Raw genomic sequence first — 18,733 nt, 5'->3', positions numbered from 1 at the left:
CGCTGTGGGAGCATCTCAGTTCATGTGGCTTTATAGTGTGGTTCGCGCTTCCAGGCGCGAACGATTCCCGACACGCCCCTATCGGCACGGGGCGGTCGCGCCTTTACCCCTGCCTTGGACCAAAACCATGTCCCGTGACGTACGCATCGAATTGCAGCCCATCGGCGTCATCCATACCGACGTGCCCGACGACGAGGTGGCGCGTCGCCGCCGCGACATGGTCTCGACCATCGAGGTGTGGCCGGAATTCCGCGACGGGCTGCTGGGTATCGACGGCTACTCGCACCTGTTCGTGTTGTTCGCGCTCCATCGCGCCAACGCCCCGACCCGCCTCACCGCCCATCCGCGCGGCGACACCTCGCGGCCGCCGCAGGGGGTGTTCGCCGCGCGTGGGCGCAATCACCCCAATGGCTTGGGCCTCGCGGTGGTCGAATTGCTGGGCGTGGATGGCGGTCGCCTGACGGTGCGCAAACTCGACGCCTTCGACGGCACGCCGCTCATCGATCTGAAACCCTACGACAGCTACGACGTGGTGGCCGCGCCACGCGTACCGGACTGGTGGCGGTCACGCACGCTCACGTCGCGGGACGATCTACGGTAAAGTGCCGGCTGTTCCGCCAAGCAACGCATCATGAGCCGCAAGCTTCGCCACCTGTTCGTCATCGCCACGCTGTGGCTCGCCACCGCCGGCGCCCAGGCAGAGGACACCCAACAGGTATTCGGCAGCTGGACCTTGCGCTGTTCGGGCCCGGGCGCCGGCACCCGCGCCGACTGCATGATGTTCCAGAACCTCGTGCAGAAGGCGGGCGGCCAGCCGGTTCTGCAGTTCGGCATTGGCATGGCGCCGCCCGATGGATTGCCGACGGTGCTGGTCAGCCTGCCGCTCGGCATCGCCCTGCCGCCCGGCATCACCGTGCAGATCGACAGCGGCTCACCGGCCATCTTTCCCATCGAACGCTGTGAACCCGATGGCTGCCGCGCCAGCTTCAAGATGCGTGACGCCACGGTGCAGCAGCTGTCGCAAGGGCGACAGCTGCGCCTGACCTTCTACGATGGCGAGCGCAAGCCGCTCAAGGTGTCACTGTCGCTGACGGGTTTCGACGCCGCCTTCAAGGCCCTGGCCGCCGCCCAACCCTGACGCCCTGTCGCCGGCCGCGAGGCCAAGGGCGCGCGCTTCACCGCCGTTGAGTTCCAGCACGTAACGCACCGGCAGCGGCGCCGCGATCAACGCCAGCGAACCGGGCGCGGTGCGTTCAGCTATCCACACCACCTCGCCCTGCGCGTCGAGGAACAGCATGTCCAGCGACAGCAGTGTGTTCTTCATCCACATGGTGGCGAGCGTCGGCGTGCCGAAATCGAACAACATGCCGTGACGCGCCGCCAGTTCGGCGCGCCCCATCAGCCCCACGCGTCGCTGTTCGGCGCTGACCGCCATTTCCACCCGCAGCTCGACGCGCACGCCGTCGCCGCGCACCACGCTGAGCACGCGCGTCGGTAACGACGGTTCGGCCTGCGCGGCGTGATAGACCAGGCACAGCAGCGCCAGCCATCGCCTCATCACCTTGGCAGCGCCGCGTAGCGTGCCAAGGCCTGCTGCCGTCCTTGCGCGAGATCGACCATCGCTGACGGGTAGCCCGGCACGCGCACCGCCGGATCGTGGATGGCCTTGTCGTCGAGCGCCGCGCGCTCCGGCAGCCAGCGGCGCAGGTAGTTGCCCGCCGCATCGAACTTCAGGCTCTGACTGACCGGATTGAAGATGCGGAAATACGGCGCGGCATCGGCGCCGCAGCCGGCGCTCCATTGCCAGCCCAGGGTGTTGTTGGCCAGATCGGCATCGATGAGCGTATCCCAGAACCACCGCGCGCCTGCTAGCCAGTGTTGGCCGAGGTGCTTGCACAACCACGACGCCACCACCATGCGCACGCGGTTGTGCATGTAGCCGCTGTGCCACAGCTCACGCATGCCGGCATCGACCAAGGGAATGCCGGTCATGCCGCGCTGCCAGCGGCGTAGCGCCACAGCGTCGTGCAGCCATGGGAAGGCCTGCCACTCGGCACGGAACGGTGCGCTTTCGGTATGCGGAAAATGATGCAGCAGGTGGTAGGCGAACTCGCGCCAGATCAATTGCCGGGTCCAGGCCTCGGCGGCGCTGAGGCGCCCCGCCTCGCGCGCCACGAGCGCGGCCTGCTGGGCCGCATGCCAGCAACTACGCGCGCTCACGGCGCCGATGGCGAGATACGGAGACATCCCCGCGGTGCCGTTCAGTGAAGGGCGGTCGCGGTCCCGCGCGTAGTCGTGCATGCGTTCATCGATGAATTCGTCCAGCGCGACATGTGCCGCGTGCTCGCCGGCCGGCCAGCGCGCGGCGATGCCGCCGGCCCACGGGATGCGGGGTTCGAGCTGCAGTTCGTGGAGTGCAAGACCGGGTGGCGTGGCGGCGCCGGGTGGCCAACGCGCTGGCGCGGGCAAGGGCGCGCGCGGCGACGGCAACTGCAGGCAGGCGCGGTAATAGGGCGTGAAAACGCGATACGGGCCGCCGCTGGCGGTGCGCACGGCATCGGGCTCGAACAATAAATGACTGGCGAATGCGCGCACCTCGCACATGCCATGCAGCGCTCGCTCGACGTCGCCGTCCACGGCGCGGTCGTGCGCTTCGTAGCGGCGATTGAAATACAGCGCATCGGCGTCGCAGGCCTCACGCAGACGCGCGAGCTCCCGCCGGGCGTCGCCACGCAACAGCAGCAAGCGCTGACCATGGCGCGCGAGCTCGGCGGCCAGCGCCGCCAGCGACTGGTGCAACCAGTAGCGCATCGCCGCGCCGGCCCGCCATGGGCCGTGCTCTTCCAGTATGTACACCAGAACCAGCGGCGCGCCGCGCGCTACCGCGGCATGCAGCGCGGCGTTGTCGTGCAAGCGCAGATCCTGCCGAAACCACACGATGCCCGGGCGCATGGTCACGCCCCGGTCCGCATGCCGCAAATCGCGCCGCGTGCCGGGTTGGCCGCTTCCCGGTGAGCGATTACCATGCGCCGACGGCGGGCATGGCCCCCTTTCGCCGACTCGCGCTTGCCGTACATCGTTTTACCGCTCATGACTGTGGAGATGATATCCAATGACACGTTCACTGCTCCTGTTGCTCGCCTGCCTGTTATACGTCGGCCAGAGCTTTGCGCACGGTCCCAGCCGCCTGAAAGTCGAGGAGTCGATGGTGGTCAAGGCGCCGGCGGCCAAGGTGTGGGCGCTGATCGGTGATTTCTGCACCATCGACAAGTGGGCGCCGGGCATCGTCAAGTCCGACTGCCAGGGCGGCAACGAAGTCGGCGCCAGTCGCGTGCTCACCATCGGCAAGGACGGCGGCGCGCAGATCGCCGAGGAACTGCAAAAGTACGATGCCGCGGCCATGAGCATGAAGTACAAGATCACCAAGACCGACATGGCGGTGCTGCCGGTCACCACCTACTCGTCGTTCCTGTCGGTCAAGGACAATGGCGACGGCACCTCCACCGTCGACTGGCGCGCGGGTTTCTATCGCGGCCACCCCAACAACAACCCGCCGGCCGATCAAAACGACGAGGCGGCCACCAAGGCCGTGACCGGCGCCTACCAGGGTGGGCTCGCCCACATCAAGGAACTGGTGGAGAAATAAGGCGGCGGCGGATGGCGGGCATGGCACGCGCTTTCGCGATGGTGATGGTCGGCGCTCTGGCCGCGCTGGCAGGTCTCGCGCGTGCCGCCGACGATGACAAGGCGCTGGCCTTCATCACCAACCAGCGCGCCGCCACGGTCAGCGTCATCGCGCTGGCCAGCGGCGAAACCGTCAAGACCCTGGCCGTGTCCGACGACCCGGCCGGCATCGACATCGACACCCGCCATCGGCTGGCGTTCGTCACCAGCAGCAAGAGTCGTCAGCTGAGCAGCATCGACATCGACAGCCTGACCGTGCAGAACCATGTCGATGCCGGCATCACGCCGCTCGGCATCACCGTCGACAGCCGCTCGGGGCGCGTGTACGTGGCCGATTGGGATGGCGGCGTGGTGCGCGTGTTCGATGCCATGAGCTTGAGCCCACGCGGCGAATACAAGACCGGCACCACGCCCTGCGGCCTCGCGCTGACGCCGGACGGCGGCCGCCTGCTGGTGGCCAACCGCGACGACAACGACGTCGCCGTGATCGATACCGTCAACGGCGTGACCGAGGCGCGCATCCCGGTCGGCAAGGCGCCCTACGGCATCACCATTTCGCCCAATGGCCATTACGCCTTTGTCGCCAACGTGCAGAGCGACGAAGTGACGGTGGTCGATCTGCAATCGCTGCAGCCGGCCAGCACCTTGGCGGTCGGCGACATGCCCTATGCCTCGGTCTACGACCCGCTGCGTCAGCGCCTGTTCGTGACCAACCAGAGCGACAGTTCGGTGTCGGTGCTGGACCTCGTCGAACAGCACGAGATTGCGCGCATCGCGGTCGGTGAGTATCCGGAAGGCATCGACATGCAGGTCGAGGCGCGGCGCGTGTATGTCGCCAACTGGATGAGCAACGATGTCACGGTCATCAATGCCGACACCCTGACGGTCGAAAGCAGCATCGCCAGCGGTGATGGCAGCCGCGCCTTCGGCCGCTTCATCCTTCACTAGCGAGTAGCGCGCGCAACGCCGCGCGACTGTCCGGCCATTGCGGGTCCAGGCCCAACGCGGCCCAGCTCGACGCCGAATCGCAGCGCCGCGAGCCTGCCCGGCGCCCGCCCGGCGCACCGAAGCGCGGCGCGGGCGCGCCGAGCGCGGCGGCGAGCGCTTGGTAATAATCCTTGCGCAGCACCGGCGTGGCGTCGCTGATCAGGGCATAGCGTAGCGGCGCGGCGCCGCGTGCGGTCGCCAGCATGGCGCGCGCGGCGTCATCAATGTGCAGCAGGTTGAGCCATTCGTCGCCGTCGCCCGGCAGGCTTTCGCCGCGCGCGATGCCGTCCCGTCCAATCACGCGCCCGGGCCCGTACAAGCCGGCCAGGCGCACCACGTAGCTGTCGAGCCCCGCGTCCATCCATGCCTGTTCGATGGCGAGCAGCTTGCGCGTTCGCGCATCGGCATCCTGCGTGGGACTGGCGGCGCCGACCCATTGCCCGTGGGCATCGCCGTAGACGGCGGTGCTGGACGCCAATACCGCGCGCGTCACGCGCGGCGTGCGCAGCGACACGGTCAGGCGCGCCAACGCCGGGCGCAGGTCCTCGTCGCTCCACGCGGATGGCGGTGCGATGACACCGGCCACGCCCTCGAAGTCCGCCAATGCCGGCGCGAGCCGCGCGGCGAGGTCGGGCGCGGACAGGTCGCAGGTCCAGCAGCGCACTCCCCGCGCGGCGAGATCGGCGTGTCGCGAGGCGCCGCGAGTCAGCGCCGTGACGGTGCCGGGCGCGAGTGCGCGCACCATCGCCGCGCCAAGGTAGCCGCAGCCGATCAAGAGCGTGCCGGCGCCGAGGGATGGGGTCATGGGGCAAGCCTGTGTGCAGGTGGCGACAGCGCCGATGATGTCCGCCGCGCGCGCCCTCGTCCATGGCCGCGAGCGTCGGCGTGAACGTGTCCCGACAAGGCGCAAATGGTCGCGTTGGCAGGGGCTTGGGCGGCTCGCGCAGTTGCGAACAACTTCGCAATTCACATAACATCACCGTGGCATTGCAGCATCGGTTTTGCATGCGATTACGAAAGTCGGAGGCAGTTTGGTGACCGCGAAAATTACAGTTCCCGCCAATGGCGCGAAAATCACAATCGTCAACGGCAAGCTTCAGGTACCGGACAACCCGATAGTGCCCTTCATCGAGGGCGACGGCATCGGCGCCGACACCTGGCGCGCGAGCGTACGCGTACTCGACGCGGCGGTGAAGAAGGCATACGGCGGCAAGCGCCAGATCCAGTGGATGGAAGTCTACGCCGGCGAAAAGGCCAACAACCTCATGGGCTCGTGGCTGCCCGATGAAACGCTCGACGCCTGCCGCGAGTTCCTGGTCTCGATCAAGGGCCCGCTGACCACGCCCATCGGTGGCGGCATCCGCTCCCTCAACGTCGCCCTGCGCCAGATCCTCGACCTGTATGTCTGCCTGCGACCGGTGCGCTGGTTCGATGGCGTGCCGTCGCCGGTCAAGCGTCCGCAGGACGTCGACATGGTCATCTTCCGCGAGAACACCGAAGACATCTATGCCGGCATCGAATTCGAAGCAGGCAGCGCCGAGAACGAAAAATTCCTGAAGCTGTTCAAGGACACCTTCCCCGACGCGTACAAGAAGATCCGCTTCCCGGCCAGTTCCGGCATCGGCATCAAGGCCGTGTCGCGCGACGGCACCGAGCGCCTGGTGCGCGCCGCGCTCAAGTACTGCATCGCCAACAAGCGCAAGAGCCTGACCTTCGTGCATAAGGGCAACATCATGAAGTTCACGGAAGGCGCGTTCCGAAATTGGGGTTACGCGCTGGCCGAGAAGGAATTCGGCGCCGAGACCTACACCTGGGAACAGTGGGAGCGCACCGTCGCCGACAAGGGTCAGAAGGCCGCCAACGAAGAGCAGGAAAAGGCGCTGGCCGCCGGTCGCGTGCTGGTCAAGGACTCGATTGCCGACATCACCCTGCAGCAGGTCATGACCCGTCCGACCGACTTCGACGTCATCGCGACCATGAACCTGAACGGCGACTACCTGTCCGACGCGCTCGCCGCGCAGGTCGGCGGCATCGGCATCGCGCCGGGCGGCAACATCAACTACGACACCGGTCACGCCATCTTCGAGGCGACCCACGGCACCGCGCCGAAGTACGCCAACCAGGACAAGGTCAACCCGGGTTCGGTGCTGCTGTCGGGCGAGATGATGCTGCGCTACATGGGCTGGACCGAAGCGGCGGATCTCATCCTCGCCGCGATGGACAAGACCATCGGCCAGAAGACCGTCACCTACGACTTCGCGCGACTCATGGAAGGCGCCAAGGAAGTCAAGTGCAGCGAGTTCGGCGACGCCCTGATCGCCAACCTCTAAGCCGCTGCGAGGAGCGTTGGACACGCCCCACACGCACTTGTGGATCCGGCAGGCTGCTGCCGTGATCCACGAGGGCTTCGTCAACTACAACAATAATTTTCGCCGCATCACCCAGCGCGCCCGCGCGCACTTCGAAACACGCGACTGGGCTGGCGCCCGCACCGATCTCAGCGAACGCATCGAGCTTTACGAAAAATCCGTGTCGCGCACCCTCGCGACCTTGCGCAAGCAGTTCCCCGAACAAGGCGACCTGCTGCCGCGCCTGCCCGCCATCCGCGCCATCTACTGGAGCCGGGTCGACGACATTCCCGACGGCGAATTCGCCAAGACCTTCTTCAATTCCGTGCATCGCGACATCCTGCGCGACCTGCACGTCGATCCGACCCAGGTCTCGGACACCGCCGACGTGGTGCGCGCCGAAGCGCCGCTGCGCTACCCGGCGCGCCAGCACAACTACGTCAACTGGAGCAACGTGCGGGCCATCGTGCGGCGGCTGCTGGCCGACTTTCAGTTCAAGACGCCCTACGTCGACGTCGAGGCCGACGTCGACTTCATCTGCGCGGAAATCGCGCGCGTGGTCGGCGCCGACGGCACGCCCGACGAAGCGGTGCGGCGCCTGGAGATGATGCACGACGTGTTCTACCAGTCGAGCCGCGCGTTCGTGGTCGGCAAGATGTTCTGGGGGACTCACAACTGTCCGTTCGTGCTGGCCTTCGAAAACACCAACGACGGTGTGCGCGTCGAGGCGGTTTTGACATCCAGTGACGACGTCAGCGTGCTGTTCGGCTTCACACGCTCGTATTTCATGGTCGACGTGGAACCGGTGGAAGGCGCGGTGTATTTCATCAAGGCCATGATGCCGCGCAAGCCGCTGGACGAGCTCTACACCATCCTCGGCCGCGCGCGGCAGGGCAAGACCGAACGCTACCGCTCGTTCTTCCATCACCTGCATGCCTGCGACGATCAGTTCATCCACGCGGCCGGCGATCCGGGCCTGGTGATGCTGGTCTTCACCCTGCCCTCCTACGATCTGGTGTTCAAGGTCATCCGCGACAGCTTCGGCTACACCAAGAACATCAGTCACGACGGCGTGAAGACCAAGTACAAGTTCGTCTTCAACCATGATCGCGCCGGGCGCCTGATCGATACCCAGGAATTTCGCAACATCGAATTCCCGCTGTCGAAGTTCGCGCCCGAGTTGCTCGAGGAATTGCTGACCAGCACTTCCAAGACGGTGCGCATCGAAGGCGACCAGTTGGTCATCGATCATCTCTATTCCGAACGCCGCGTCACGCCGCTCAACCTGTACCTGCGCGACTACGAGTTCGAGGACGCGCGCGCCGCGCTGCTCGACTACGGACAGGCGATCAAGGATCTCGCGATGACCAACATCTTCGCCGGCGACCTGTTGCTGAAGAACTTCGGCGTGTCGCGCCACGGCCGCGTCATCTTCTACGACTACGACGAGCTGTGCCTGGTGACCGAGTGCCAATTCCGCGACGTGCCGGAAGCCGACAACCTGGATGACGAGATGAGCGCCGACAACTGGTTCTACGTCGGGCCGCGCGACATCTTCCCGCAGGAGTTCATCCGCTTCCTGGCGATTGACGACAAGTTGAAGTCGGCCTTCCTGGAAACCCACGGCGACATGCTGACGGCCGACTACTGGCGCGACATCAAGCAACTGCACCTGACCAACTCGGCGCCGGAAGTGGCGCCCTATTACCGGCTGGGCACGCGCCGCGGCGCGGTTTGACCGCGATCAAGCGCGCGCCGCCCGTGACGCACTATATTGTTATTGCAACTAAGAATAATTATTATTTAGGCACTAGCGGACCGCCCACGGTCCGAGGCCGAGGACCCGAGGCGACGTGGTGACCTTATCGAACCTGCAACATGGCGACCGCGCGATCATCGTATCCATAGACGCGGACGACCCCCATACCACCGCGCGCCTCGCGGCGCGCGGCATCGTGCCCGGCACCAGCATCGGCGTGCTACGCGCCGGCGACCCGGTACTGATAGGCATCGACAACGAACGCTGGGCGATCAATCGCAATGAAGCAGCAAGCATTCATGTCGACATCGAACCACGCCGTCGCCGTTCCCTGTTTGGCCTCTTAAGGCGCGCATGAGCACCACGCTGGCGGATCTGCGCCCCGGCGAGGCGGGCGTGGTGGAAGGTTTTGCGCAAATCGACGAAGGCGCGCAGCGCCTCATGCAGATGGGCGTGGTGGAAGGCATGGAAGTGGAAATCGTGCGCTACGCTCCCGCTGGCGATCCGATAGAAGTGCGGGTGCTCGGCTACGCGCTGTCCTTACGCGGCAAGGAAGCGGCCAACGTGCTGGTGAGTCGCACCGCGTAAGCCCGTCATGAGCGTCCAGGAGCCGTCGCAAGACCTGCCGATAGTCGTCACGCTCGGCAATCCCAATACCGGCAAGAGCACACTGTTCAACCGTCTCACCGGGCTGCGCCAGAAAGTCGGCAACTACCCCGGCGTGACCGTCGAACAGGTGTCCGGCTATACCGAGGTCGGCGGCCGGCAGATCCGCCTGGTCGACGTGCCGGGTACCTACTCGCTGGCGGCCATGTCGCCGGACGAAATGATCGCGGTCGACGTGCTGCGCGGCGGCATCGACGACATGTCGGCGCCGGCCGCGGCCCTGATCGTGGTCGACGCAACCAACCTGCGTCGCAACCTGTTCCTCGCCAGCCAGATCCTCGAAGCCGGGGTGCCGGCCCTGATCGCCTTGAACATGGTCGACCGCCTCGCCGCCGAGGGCGTCGAGCTCGACATCGCCCTCTTGTCGCAGCGCCTCGGCGTACCGCTGGTGCCGATCTCGGCCGCCCAGGGTACCGGCATCGACACCTTGAAAGACGCGCTGGACGCGGTGCTGCGCGCGCCGGCCGCGCCGCACCTGGTGCTCAACCCGGCGCTCGAGGACGCCGTCGCGCGGCTGGCGGCGCAACTCGCGGAACGCGGCGTCGCCGCGAGTGCCATCGAGCTGCGCCGCGCGCTCATCGACGCCGGCGGCTATGCCGAGCAGCGTCTCACGCAGCGGGTCGGCCCTGAGCTCGAAGCGATGCTTGCCGAGCTGCGCCTCGCCGTCGGCAGCGGGCGCAACCTTGCCACCCTTGAAGCGCGCGACCGTTACAGCTGGATCCAGGCGCAGCTCAAGGGCGTGGAGGAACGCGGCCCGAGTCAGCGCCATGCGGCCGTCGATACCGCTGACAAGTTGGTCAATCATCCCATCCTCGGCAGCCTGTTCTTCGCGCTGGTGATGGCGATGGTGTTCCAGGCGGTGTTCGCGTGGGCAGCGCCCTTGGTCGATGCCATCGACTACCTGACCAGCGCACTCGGCGCCGCGGTCGGCGGTCACCTGCCGCCAGGCTTGTTTAGTCGCTTCGTGACCGAGGGCGTGATCGCGGGTGTCGGCAGCGTGGTGGTATTCCTGCCGCAGATCATCATCCTGTTCACGTTCATCATCATTCTCGAAGACACCGGCTACATGGCGCGCGCCGCCTTTCTCATGGACCGCGCCATGCGCGCGCTCGGCCTGTCGGGGCAATCGTTCATTCCCATGCTGTCGAGCTTTGCCTGCGCGGTGCCGGGCATCATGGGCACGCGCGTCATCGCCAACCGGCATGACCGCCTCGCGACCATCATGGCCGCGCCCTTCATGACCTGCTCGGCGCGCCTGCCGGTATATTCCCTGCTGATCGCGGCCTTCGTGCCCGAGCGCCATTACCTCGGCGGCTTCATCAACCTGCAGGGCCTGGTGTTGTTCGCGCTGTACATGCTCGGCATCATCGGCGGCGCGTTGACCGCGTGGCTGATCAGCCGCCTCTACTGGTCGCGCGCCAAGGCGCGCTTCCTGCTGGAGATGCCGCCCTATCGCATGCCCAATCCGCGTGCGGTGCTGTCCAAGCTGCTGTCTCGCGCGGTCACTTTCCTGCAGCGCGCCGGCACCATCATCTTCAGCGTCGCGCTGGTGGTGTGGGTATTGGCGTCGTTCCCGCGCGACGCCGCCCCGCCGTCTGGCGTGAGCGACGCCGACTTCGCCGCCCAGCAGTTGTCCGACAGCTACCTCGGGCGTCTCTCTCGCAGTGTCACACCCTTGTTCGAGCCGCTGGGCTGGGACTGGAAGGTAACCGCCGCCGTGATCGCGTCTTTCCCCGCGCGCGAAGTCGTGATTGCCGCGCTCGGCACCATCTATGCCGTCGACAGCACCACCGAGGACAATGCCAACACCACCCTGACCTCGCGCATCCGCGCCGCCCGCCATGCCGACGGCACGCCTGTGTATACCCTGCCGATGGTGTTCGGCCTTCTGATCTTCTATGCCCTGTGCCTGCAATGCGTGTCGACCATTGCCGTCATGCGACGCGAAACCGGCACCTGGCGCTGGCCGCTGTTCGCATGGGTATACATGAGCAGCCTCGGCTATCTCGGCGCGTGGCTCGCCGTCACGTTCGGCGGCCGCCTCGCCGTTGGCTGAGGCGGCTGTTTGCTGGCATCCCATGCCATGCCGCTTTATCATCGCGGCCCTTGCTGAACGCGCCCCTGGAGTGCTGCTCGATGTTCCATAGCACCGACGACGAACGCATCGCCGGTTACCGACCGCTGATCTCGCCGGCCATCCTGATGGAGGAATTGCCGGTATCCGAGCAGGCTGCCAACACCGTCGCCGATGCGCGCCGCGCGGCCGAAGCCGTGGTGCGGGGTGAAGACGACCGCCTGCTGGTGGTGACCGGACCGTGCTCGATTCACGATCCCAAGGCCGCGCTGGAATACGCCGACCGCCTGCAAAGCGCCAAGCGTGCGCTGTCGGCCGACCTGTGCATCATCATGCGCGTCTATTTCGAAAAGCCGCGCACCACCATCGGCTGGAAAGGACTCATCAACGACCCGCACCTCGATGGCACCTTCGACATCAACAATGGCCTGCGCGCGGCGCGCCGCCTGTTGCTGGAACTCGCGCATCGCGGCATGCCCGCCGGCTCGGAGTTCCTCGACGTCATCACGCCGCAGTTCGTGGCCGATCTGATGGCCTGGGGGGCAATCGGCGCGCGCACCACCGAGAGCCAGATTCATCGCGAACTGGCGTCCGGTTCGTCGATGCCGATCGGCTTCAAGAACGGCACCGATGGCAGCGTGCAGATCGCGGTCGACGCCATCGGCGCGGCGCGTCATCCGCATCACTTCCTGTCGGTCACCAAGCAGAGCATTGCCGCCATCGTCACCACGCGCGGCAACGATATTTGTTATTTGATCCTGCGTGGTTCGAACAACGGCCCGAATCACGACGCCGCCTCGGTGGCCGCGGCCGGCGCGGCCCTGCGCGCCGCCGGCCTGCGCGACCGCATCATGATCGACTGCAGCCATGGCAATAGCCGCAAGGATCATCGCAAGCAGCCCGAGGTGACGCGCGAAGTGTGCGCGCAGGTCGCGGCCGGCTCGCAGCTGGTGTGCGGCGTGATGCTCGAAAGCCATCTCAAGGAAGGCAAGCAGAATCACACCAACGATACGCCGCTGGTCTACGGCCAGAGCATCACCGACGCCTGCATGTCATGGGAAACGACCGAGCCGCTGCTGCACGAGCTGGCCGACGCGGTGCGTCGTCGGCGCGCGGCAAGCTGAGAGGCCTGCTGCTCGTCGCCCTGACGCTGGGCGCGGTGGCCGCAGCCGCGGCGCCGCCCGCCCGCGTCGCCTCGCTCAACCTGTGCACCGACTCGCTGCTGTTCGAACTGCTGCCTGACAGCCGCATCGCGTCCGTCACGGCGCTGTCGCGCGACGACAATCTCAGTCACTTCCATGCGCGCGCCGCGCGCATCGCCGTCAACCATGGCGCGGTCGAAGAAGTAGTCGCGCTGCGGCCCGACCTGGTGGTGACTTCCGAAACCACCGACGCCCTCGCTACCCGCATGCTGAGCCGTCTCGGTCTGCGCGTGTTGAGCCTGCCGTCCGCCAATCGCGTGGAGGACTATCGCCACAACCTGCGTCGCCTTGCTGAGGTCCTCGGCGAGGAACGACGCGCCGAAAGCCTGCTCACTGGACTCGACGCCGCGCTTGGCGCGGCGCCGCGGCCGGCGCTGCGCGCGCTGGTCTATCAACCCAATGGCTACACGCCCGGCGACGCATCGCTCATGCACGCGATGCTTGCTTACGCGGGCCTGCGCAACATGGCGCTCGAGGTCGGTCTCGCGCATGGCGGCTACTTGAGTCTGGAGGCCTTGCTGCTGAGCCGGCCCGACATCGTCGTATTCAGTCAACGCCAGGCGCGTCGTCCGTCGCTCGCCGAAGCACAGCTCTCGCAGCCGGCCCTGCGCAAACTGTTCGCGCGTGATGGTGCGCGCACCGTGCGCGCCGACGTGCCGGAAAACCTGTGGACCTGCGCCGGCGCCTTCAACGCCGACGCGGTCGCGCTGTTGCGCGGAGCGCGTCCATGAGCCCGGCGCAAGGCCACAGCGCGCCGACGCTGCTGTTGCTGGGCGCGACGCTGGCGCTGGCGGTGGCATCGCTGTGTATCGGCCCCTTGCTCATCTCTCCCCTCACCGTTTTCGCGCATCTCGCGCCCGCCGACGATTCCACCATCGCCCTCATCGTGCGCGACATCCGTCTGCCGCGCACCGTGCTCGCCATCCTGGTCGGCGCCAGTCTCGGCAGCGCCGGCGCGGCCTTGCAGGGCCTGTTGCGCAACCCGCTGTCCGAGCCCGGCATCATCGGCATCTCGGGCGGCGCCGCGCTCGGCGCGGTGGCGGCGTTCTACAGCGGGCTCGCGAGCGGCGCGGTATGGATGCTGCCGGCCAGCGGCATGCTGGGCGCACTGCTGGCCGTGATCGCCATCCACCTGCTGGCGGGACGTGGCGCCGACATCCTCACGGTGATCCTTGCCGGCGTCGCCATCAACAGCCTGAGCGGCGCCTTGACGACCTTGATCCTGAACCTGTCGCCCAATCCGTTCGCCGCCTACGAGATCTATTTCTGGTTGCTGGGTTCGCTGGCCAATCGCGGTTTCGACCACGTGCTGTTGGCGCTGCCGTTCATGCTCGCCGGCTTCGCCCTGCTGTTCGCCACGCGTCGCGCGCTCGACGTGTTGGCGCTCGGCGAAGACAGCGCGGCAAGCCTCGGCATCAACCTGTCGCGCACGCGTGCGCAGGTCATCGCCGGCAGCGCGCTGGCGGTGGGTGCGGCGGTATCCATCAGCGGCGTGATCGGATTCGTGGGCCTGGTCGTGCCGCACCTGCTGCGGCCCTGGGTCGGTCATCGGCCCGGCGCGCTATTGGTGCCCAGCGCCTTGGGCGGCGCGGCCTTGACCCTGGCCGCCGATCTCGGCACGCGCATTCCGCTAGCCGGCGGCGAACTCAAGCTCGGCGTGGTGACGGCCTTGATCGGCGCACCGTTCTTCCTGCGCCTGGTGCTGCAGTCGCGGGCGGGCCACCGATGAGCCTGTTGGTCGTCGACACGCTCGGCTGTCGCCATGGCCACCGCCAGGTGCTGGACGGTGTCTCGTTCACCCTGGACGCAGGCGAGGTGCTGGGCATCATCGGCCCCAACGGCGCCGGCAAGAGCAGCCTGTTGCGCGTCCTGGCGGGACTCAGCCCCGTGCACGCCGGCCGCGTGACCCTGAACGGCACGGACCTCCACCGACAGAGCGCCGCGGCACGCGCCAAGGCCATCGGTTACCACCCGCAACAAGCCGTCGTGCACTGGCCGATGACGGTCGCGTCGATCGTCGCGTTGGGTCGCTACGCGCACGGTGCGTCCCTCGACAGGCTCGACCATCACGATCGAGAGGCGATTGCCGCGGCCATACACCAGTGCGGCCTCGAAGCGCTGCTCGAGCGGCGCGCCGACCAACTGTCGGGCGGCGAATTGGCGCGCGTGCACATCGCCCGCCTGCTGGCCGGCGAGCATCGGCTGTTGCTCGCTGATGAACCGATAGCCAATCTCGATCCGCGTTTCCAGATCGAGATCCTGAAGGCGCTGCGCAAGCACGCGCATCAGCGCGGCGCGGCGATCGTGGTACTGCACGATCTGAACATCGCGGCCCGGCATTGCGATCGGCTGCTGCTGCTGGCCGACGGCCGCAAGGTCATCGACGGCGCGCCGCGCGAGGTATTGACCGCCGCGCGCATCGCCGAGGTATTCGCGGTGACGCCCGAGTACTTTCACGATACCGGCATCGCCCAGGCGCTCGGCCTCTAGGCGCGCAACACTTCACACCCAACAACCATCCAGGGGCAGGAACGATGTCAGCAAGCAAGGGGCTCAAATTCGGGCTGTGGTATTCGTTCCGCAATCCAGCGCAATGGCATGGCGATTACGCCGCGCTCTACGAAGCGCATCTGCGCCAGATCGCGTGGGCCGAGACCATCGGTTATGACGACGTGTGGTTGACCGAACACCACTTCTGCGACGACGGCCACGCGCCCTCGATCCTGCCGCTGGCGGCGGCGGTGGCCGCCTGCACGCAGCGGATCCGCATTGGTACCGGCGTGCTACTGCTGCCGCTGCACGACGCGGTGCGCGTGGCCGAAGACTGCGCGACGGTCGACATCCTGTCGCGCGGTCGCTTCGAGCTCGGCGTCGGTGTCGGCTACCGGCCGCAGGAGTTCGCGGGCCTCGGCCGCGATACGCGGCACCGCGCCACCTTGATGGATGAAGGGCTGGAGATCATCCGCCGCCTGTGGGAAGGCGAAACGCTCGACTTCGAAGGCAAGCATTACCAACTGCAAGGCCTGCGTCTGACGCCGCCGCCAGTGCAACGTCCGCGCCCGCCGTTGTGGGTAGGCGGCTTTGCGCCCGCCGCCGCGCGCCGCGCGGCGCGCCTGGCCGACGGCTACATCGGTACCGCCGACATGGTCGAGCAGGCGCGCCTGTTCCAGGACGAATGGCAAAGGCTCGGGCGGCCGGGGCGCGGACGCCTCGCCGGCGGACATTTCTGGCTCATCGCGAGCCGCGCACCGCAACGCACCTTCGACGCCGTGGCGCCCCACGTGCAGTACCAGATCGAGGTCTACAACCAATGGCTGAAGGACGCCGGCCAGGCCCTGTTCCCGGCCATCACCGGCCCCGACGACCTGCGCCGCCTGGGGATCCTCAATGTCGTGACACCGGCCGAGGCGGTCGACATCATCGCCGCCTACCAGGAGGCCACCGGCATCGAACGCTATTACTCGTGGACAGTGCCGCCCGGCTACCCGGTGGAGCGCATGAATGAACACCTGGCGCTGTTCGCCGAAGAAGTGATGCCGCATTTCCGCGCGCGCTGAGGGTTGCGCGCGAACAGCGGCTATATTCATATGCGGAATTAAACTAATTTCTCATATGCCGTTTGAGGCAGAATCCGCTCCATCGTATATCGGGATGGAGACGGGCCCATGAGCCTCATCAACGCCACCTTCAGCGCCAATCCGCTGACCTTGCCGGCCAATATCGCCGAGGCGAATGCCTACCTGGAAGGGTCGAGCGCGGCCGAGATCATCACCTGGGCGCTGGCGCGCGCCAGCAACCCGGTGGTCTCGACCAATTTCCGTCCCCGCGCCGCCGCCCTGCTGCACATGGTCACCCGCGCCTGCCCCGACATCCCGGTGATATGGGTCGACACCGGCTACAACACGCCGGCCACCTACCGCTACATCGAAGAACTGCGCGAGCGCCTCAAGCTCAACCTGCGCACCTATACGCCCCACGTCACGGTCGCACGACGCGCCGCCAACGGCGGCCTGCCGGCCATCGAAAGCCCGCAGTTCGCGCGTTTCGTCCACGAAACCAAGCTCGAACCCTTCGAGCGCGCCTTCAATGAACTCAAACCCGACGTGTGGTTCACCGGCGTGCGTCGCGACCAGAACGAATTCCGCAGCGGCCTCGGCGTGGTGTCACGCGGCGCCCAGAACACGCTGCGCGTGGCGCCGGTGTTCGAATGGAATGAACAGGCGCTGGCCGAGTACCTTGGCCAGCAAGGCGTGCCCGACAACGAGGACTATGTCGACCCGACCAAGCCCGGCGCCAAGCTCGAATGCGGACTGCAACTGCTGAAGTGATTTGATGCCGGGCAAGCATGGCGCGCGGCGATGGCCGCGTGCCACCTGAACGCCAGCCCCGGACGACCAACGCTCTCTCCCCATCGCGCACGGCCCGGCGCCGTGCGTGCTTTCTTGCTTTTCAGGCCTCGACCTTGACCGGGATCTTGCCGATGCGGGCCTGCCATTCGCGCGGCCCGGTGTCGTGTACCGACACGCCACGGCTGTCCACCGCCACTGTCACCGGCATGTCCTCCACCACGAATTCGTGGATGGCTTCCATGCCAAGGTCCTCGAACGCCACCACGCGTGCCTGGCGAATGGCCTTGGACACCAGGTAGGCCGCGCCACCGACCGCCATCAGGTACACCGCCTTGTGACGCTTGATGGCATCGATGGCCACCGGCCCACGCTCGGATTTACCGATCATGCCGAGCAGGCCGGTCTTGGCAAGCATCATGTCGGTGAACTTGTCCATGCGCGTGGCGGTGGTCGGGCCGGCCGGTCCCACCACTTCCTCGCGCACCGGGTCGACCGGGCCCACGTAGTAGATGAAGCGACCGTTGAAATCGACGCCCGCCGGCAGCGACTCACCGCGCGCGAAGATCTCCTCGATGCGCTTGTGGGCGGCGTCGCGGCCGGTGAGCATGGCGCCGGACAGCAGGATGGTTTCGCCCGGCTGCCAGTTCTGGATCTCCTCGGCGGTCACGGTGTCGAGGTTCACGCGCCGCGCGTTACCGACCGACCAGGTGATCTTCGGCCAGTCCTCGAGCTTGGGCACCGGCAGATGCGCGACGCCCGAACCGTCGAGATGAAAATGCACGTGACGGGTCGCCGCGCAGTTCGGGATCATCGCCACCGGCAACGAGGCCGCATGGGTCGGATAATCCTTGATCTTGACGTCGAGCACGGTGGTCAGACCGCCCAGACCCTGCGCACCGATGCCGAGCGCGTTGACCTTCTCGTACAGTTCGATGCGCAGTTCCTCGATGCGGTTGCTCGGCCCGCGCGCGATCAGTTCCTGCATGTCGATGTCGTCCATCAAGGACTCTTTCGCCATCAGCATGGCTTTCTCGGCGGTGCCACCGATGCCGATGCCGAGCATGCCCGGCGGACACCAGCCGGCGCCCATGGTCGGCACCGTTTTAAGCACCCAGTCGACGATGCTGTCGGAGGGATTCAGCATCACGAACTTCGACTTGTTCTCCGAACCGCCGCCCTTGGCCGCGACCGTGATGTCGACTTCATGGCCCGGCACCAGTTGTACATGGATGACGGCCGGGGTGTTGTCCTTGGTGTTCTTGCGCGCGCCGGCCGGATCGGACAGCACCGAGGCGCGCAGCTTGTTGTCGGGATGGTTGTAGGCGCGCCGCACGCCTTCGTTGATCATGTCCTCCAGCGACATGTCGTCCGCCCAGCGCACCTGCATGCCGACCTTGCAGAACACGTTGACGATGCCGGTGTCCTGGCACAAGGGGCGGTGGCCTTCGGCGCACATGCGCGAATTGATCAGGATCTGCGCCATCGCGTCCTTGGCCGCGCTGGATTCTTCCAGTTCATAGGCGCGCGCCACGTTCCTGATGAAATCCGGCGGATGGTAGTAGGAGATGTATTGCAGCGCGTCGGCCACGCTTTGGATCACATCAGCGGCTTTGATTGCGTTCACGTCGATACTCCAGGGCATTGGCGAGCGCGCCTCGTCGGCC

19 protein-coding genes are annotated in these 18,733 nt (G+C 66.6%); 15 read left to right on the top strand and 4 right to left on the bottom strand.

Translation table 11 applies throughout. The features are described from left to right. The first annotated feature begins 127 nt into the window (after positions 1-127). Both tsaA and IPM80_01755 read left to right on the top strand, forming a co-directional pair. Positions 128-601 (top strand): tRNA (N6-threonylcarbamoyladenosine(37)-N6)-methyltransferase TrmO, encoded by a 474-nt coding sequence (tsaA, locus tag IPM80_01760; protein ID MBK8957171.1) that lies wholly within the window; start codon positions 128-130, stop codon positions 599-601. Between the two features lie 30 nt (positions 602-631). Continuing rightward, on the top strand, positions 632-1,138 hold the full coding sequence (locus tag IPM80_01755) for an invasion associated locus B family protein (GenBank protein MBK8957170.1): 507 nt from the start codon (positions 632-634) through the stop codon (positions 1,136-1,138). Here the strand turns inward: IPM80_01755 and IPM80_01750 are convergent. Continuing rightward, positions 1,079-1,561, bottom strand: coding sequence for a DUF192 domain-containing protein (locus IPM80_01750; GenBank protein ID MBK8957169.1), 483 nt, complete (start codon positions 1,559-1,561; stop codon positions 1,079-1,081). The genes IPM80_01755 and IPM80_01750 overlap by 60 nt on opposite strands. Next, positions 1,558-2,952: a deoxyribodipyrimidine photo-lyase gene (locus IPM80_01745; GenBank protein ID MBK8957168.1), complete on the bottom strand. Its 1,395-nt coding sequence runs from the start codon at positions 2,950-2,952 to the stop codon at positions 1,558-1,560. The genes IPM80_01750 and IPM80_01745 overlap by 4 nt, the downstream gene beginning before the upstream one ends. A gap of 160 nt (positions 2,953-3,112) precedes the next feature. Here IPM80_01745 and IPM80_01740 point away from each other — a divergent pair, with 160 nt between their 5' ends. Then, positions 3,113-3,646 carry an SRPBCC family protein gene (locus IPM80_01740; GenBank protein ID MBK8957167.1) on the top strand — a complete coding sequence of 178 codons (534 nt, stop codon included), beginning with the start codon at positions 3,113-3,115 and terminating at the stop codon, positions 3,644-3,646. 20 nt (positions 3,647-3,666) lie between these two features. Beyond that, on the top strand, positions 3,667-4,632 hold the full coding sequence (locus IPM80_01735; protein ID MBK8957166.1) for a beta-propeller fold lactonase family protein: 966 nt from the start codon (positions 3,667-3,669) through the stop codon (positions 4,630-4,632). Here IPM80_01735 and IPM80_01730 read toward each other — a convergent pair. Then, positions 4,619-5,476, bottom strand: a complete 858-nt coding sequence (locus tag IPM80_01730) for an NAD-dependent epimerase/dehydratase family protein (GenBank protein ID MBK8957165.1) — start codon at positions 5,474-5,476, stop codon at positions 4,619-4,621. The genes IPM80_01735 and IPM80_01730 overlap by 14 nt on opposite strands. Positions 5,477-5,702: 226 nt before the next feature. Between IPM80_01730 and icd the strand changes: the two genes are divergently transcribed. From icd to IPM80_01675, 11 genes are all read left to right on the top strand, one after another. Beyond that, complete coding sequence (gene icd / locus IPM80_01725) at positions 5,703-7,001, top strand: NADP-dependent isocitrate dehydrogenase (protein MBK8957164.1); 1,299 nt, start codon at positions 5,703-5,705, stop codon at positions 6,999-7,001. A 61-nt stretch (positions 7,002-7,062) separates the two neighbouring features. After that, complete coding sequence (aceK, locus tag IPM80_01720) at positions 7,063-8,757, top strand: bifunctional isocitrate dehydrogenase kinase/phosphatase (protein ID MBK8957163.1); 1,695 nt, start codon at positions 7,063-7,065, stop codon at positions 8,755-8,757. A 115-nt stretch (positions 8,758-8,872) separates the two neighbouring features. Next, the gene (locus IPM80_01715; protein ID MBK8957162.1) at positions 8,873-9,136 is read left to right on the top strand and encodes a ferrous iron transport protein A; all 264 of its coding nucleotides are present in this window, start codon (positions 8,873-8,875) and stop codon (positions 9,134-9,136) included. Further along, positions 9,133-9,366: a ferrous iron transport protein A gene (locus IPM80_01710; GenBank protein MBK8957161.1), complete on the top strand. Its 234-nt coding sequence runs from the start codon at positions 9,133-9,135 to the stop codon at positions 9,364-9,366. Before IPM80_01715 ends, IPM80_01710 begins: the two co-directional genes overlap by 4 nt. Before the next feature lie 7 nt (positions 9,367-9,373). Next, complete coding sequence (gene feoB / locus IPM80_01705; protein MBK8957160.1) at positions 9,374-11,500, top strand: ferrous iron transport protein B; 2,127 nt, start codon at positions 9,374-9,376, stop codon at positions 11,498-11,500. A gap of 80 nt (positions 11,501-11,580) precedes the next feature. Then, entirely contained in the window at positions 11,581-12,642 is a 1,062-nt protein-coding gene (locus IPM80_01700) for a 3-deoxy-7-phosphoheptulonate synthase (protein MBK8957159.1), read from the top strand. Positions 12,643-12,677: 35 nt separating this feature from the next. Further along, on the top strand, positions 12,678-13,451 hold the full coding sequence (locus IPM80_01695; protein ID MBK8957158.1) for an ABC transporter substrate-binding protein: 774 nt from the start codon (positions 12,678-12,680) through the stop codon (positions 13,449-13,451). After that, positions 13,448-14,449, top strand: a complete 1,002-nt coding sequence (locus tag IPM80_01690; GenBank protein MBK8957157.1) for an iron ABC transporter permease — start codon at positions 13,448-13,450, stop codon at positions 14,447-14,449. The genes IPM80_01695 and IPM80_01690 overlap by 4 nt, the downstream gene beginning before the upstream one ends. Continuing rightward, positions 14,446-15,210 (top strand): ABC transporter ATP-binding protein, encoded by a 765-nt coding sequence (locus tag IPM80_01685; GenBank protein ID MBK8957156.1) that lies wholly within the window; start codon positions 14,446-14,448, stop codon positions 15,208-15,210. The genes IPM80_01690 and IPM80_01685 overlap by 4 nt, the downstream gene beginning before the upstream one ends. 44 nt (positions 15,211-15,254) lie before the next feature. Then, positions 15,255-16,277, top strand: coding sequence for an LLM class flavin-dependent oxidoreductase (locus IPM80_01680; protein ID MBK8957155.1), 1,023 nt, complete (start codon positions 15,255-15,257; stop codon positions 16,275-16,277). A gap of 108 nt (positions 16,278-16,385) precedes the next feature. Continuing rightward, entirely contained in the window at positions 16,386-17,048 is a 663-nt protein-coding gene (locus IPM80_01675) for a phosphoadenosine phosphosulfate reductase family protein (GenBank protein ID MBK8957154.1), read from the top strand. A 121-nt stretch (positions 17,049-17,169) separates the two neighbouring features. Here IPM80_01675 and IPM80_01670 read toward each other — a convergent pair whose 3' ends face one another. Continuing rightward, the gene (locus IPM80_01670; GenBank protein ID MBK8957153.1) at positions 17,170-18,693 is read right to left on the bottom strand and encodes a fumarate hydratase; all 1,524 of its coding nucleotides are present in this window, start codon (positions 18,691-18,693) and stop codon (positions 17,170-17,172) included. Positions 18,694-18,733: the final 40 nt, after the last annotated feature.

This window comes from Pseudomonadota bacterium (genome assembly GCA_016719885.1).
Taxonomy (GTDB): Bacteria; Pseudomonadota; Gammaproteobacteria.
The sequence above is the reverse complement of the archived record's forward strand: the minus strand, read 5'-3'. Positions and strand labels throughout refer to the sequence as shown.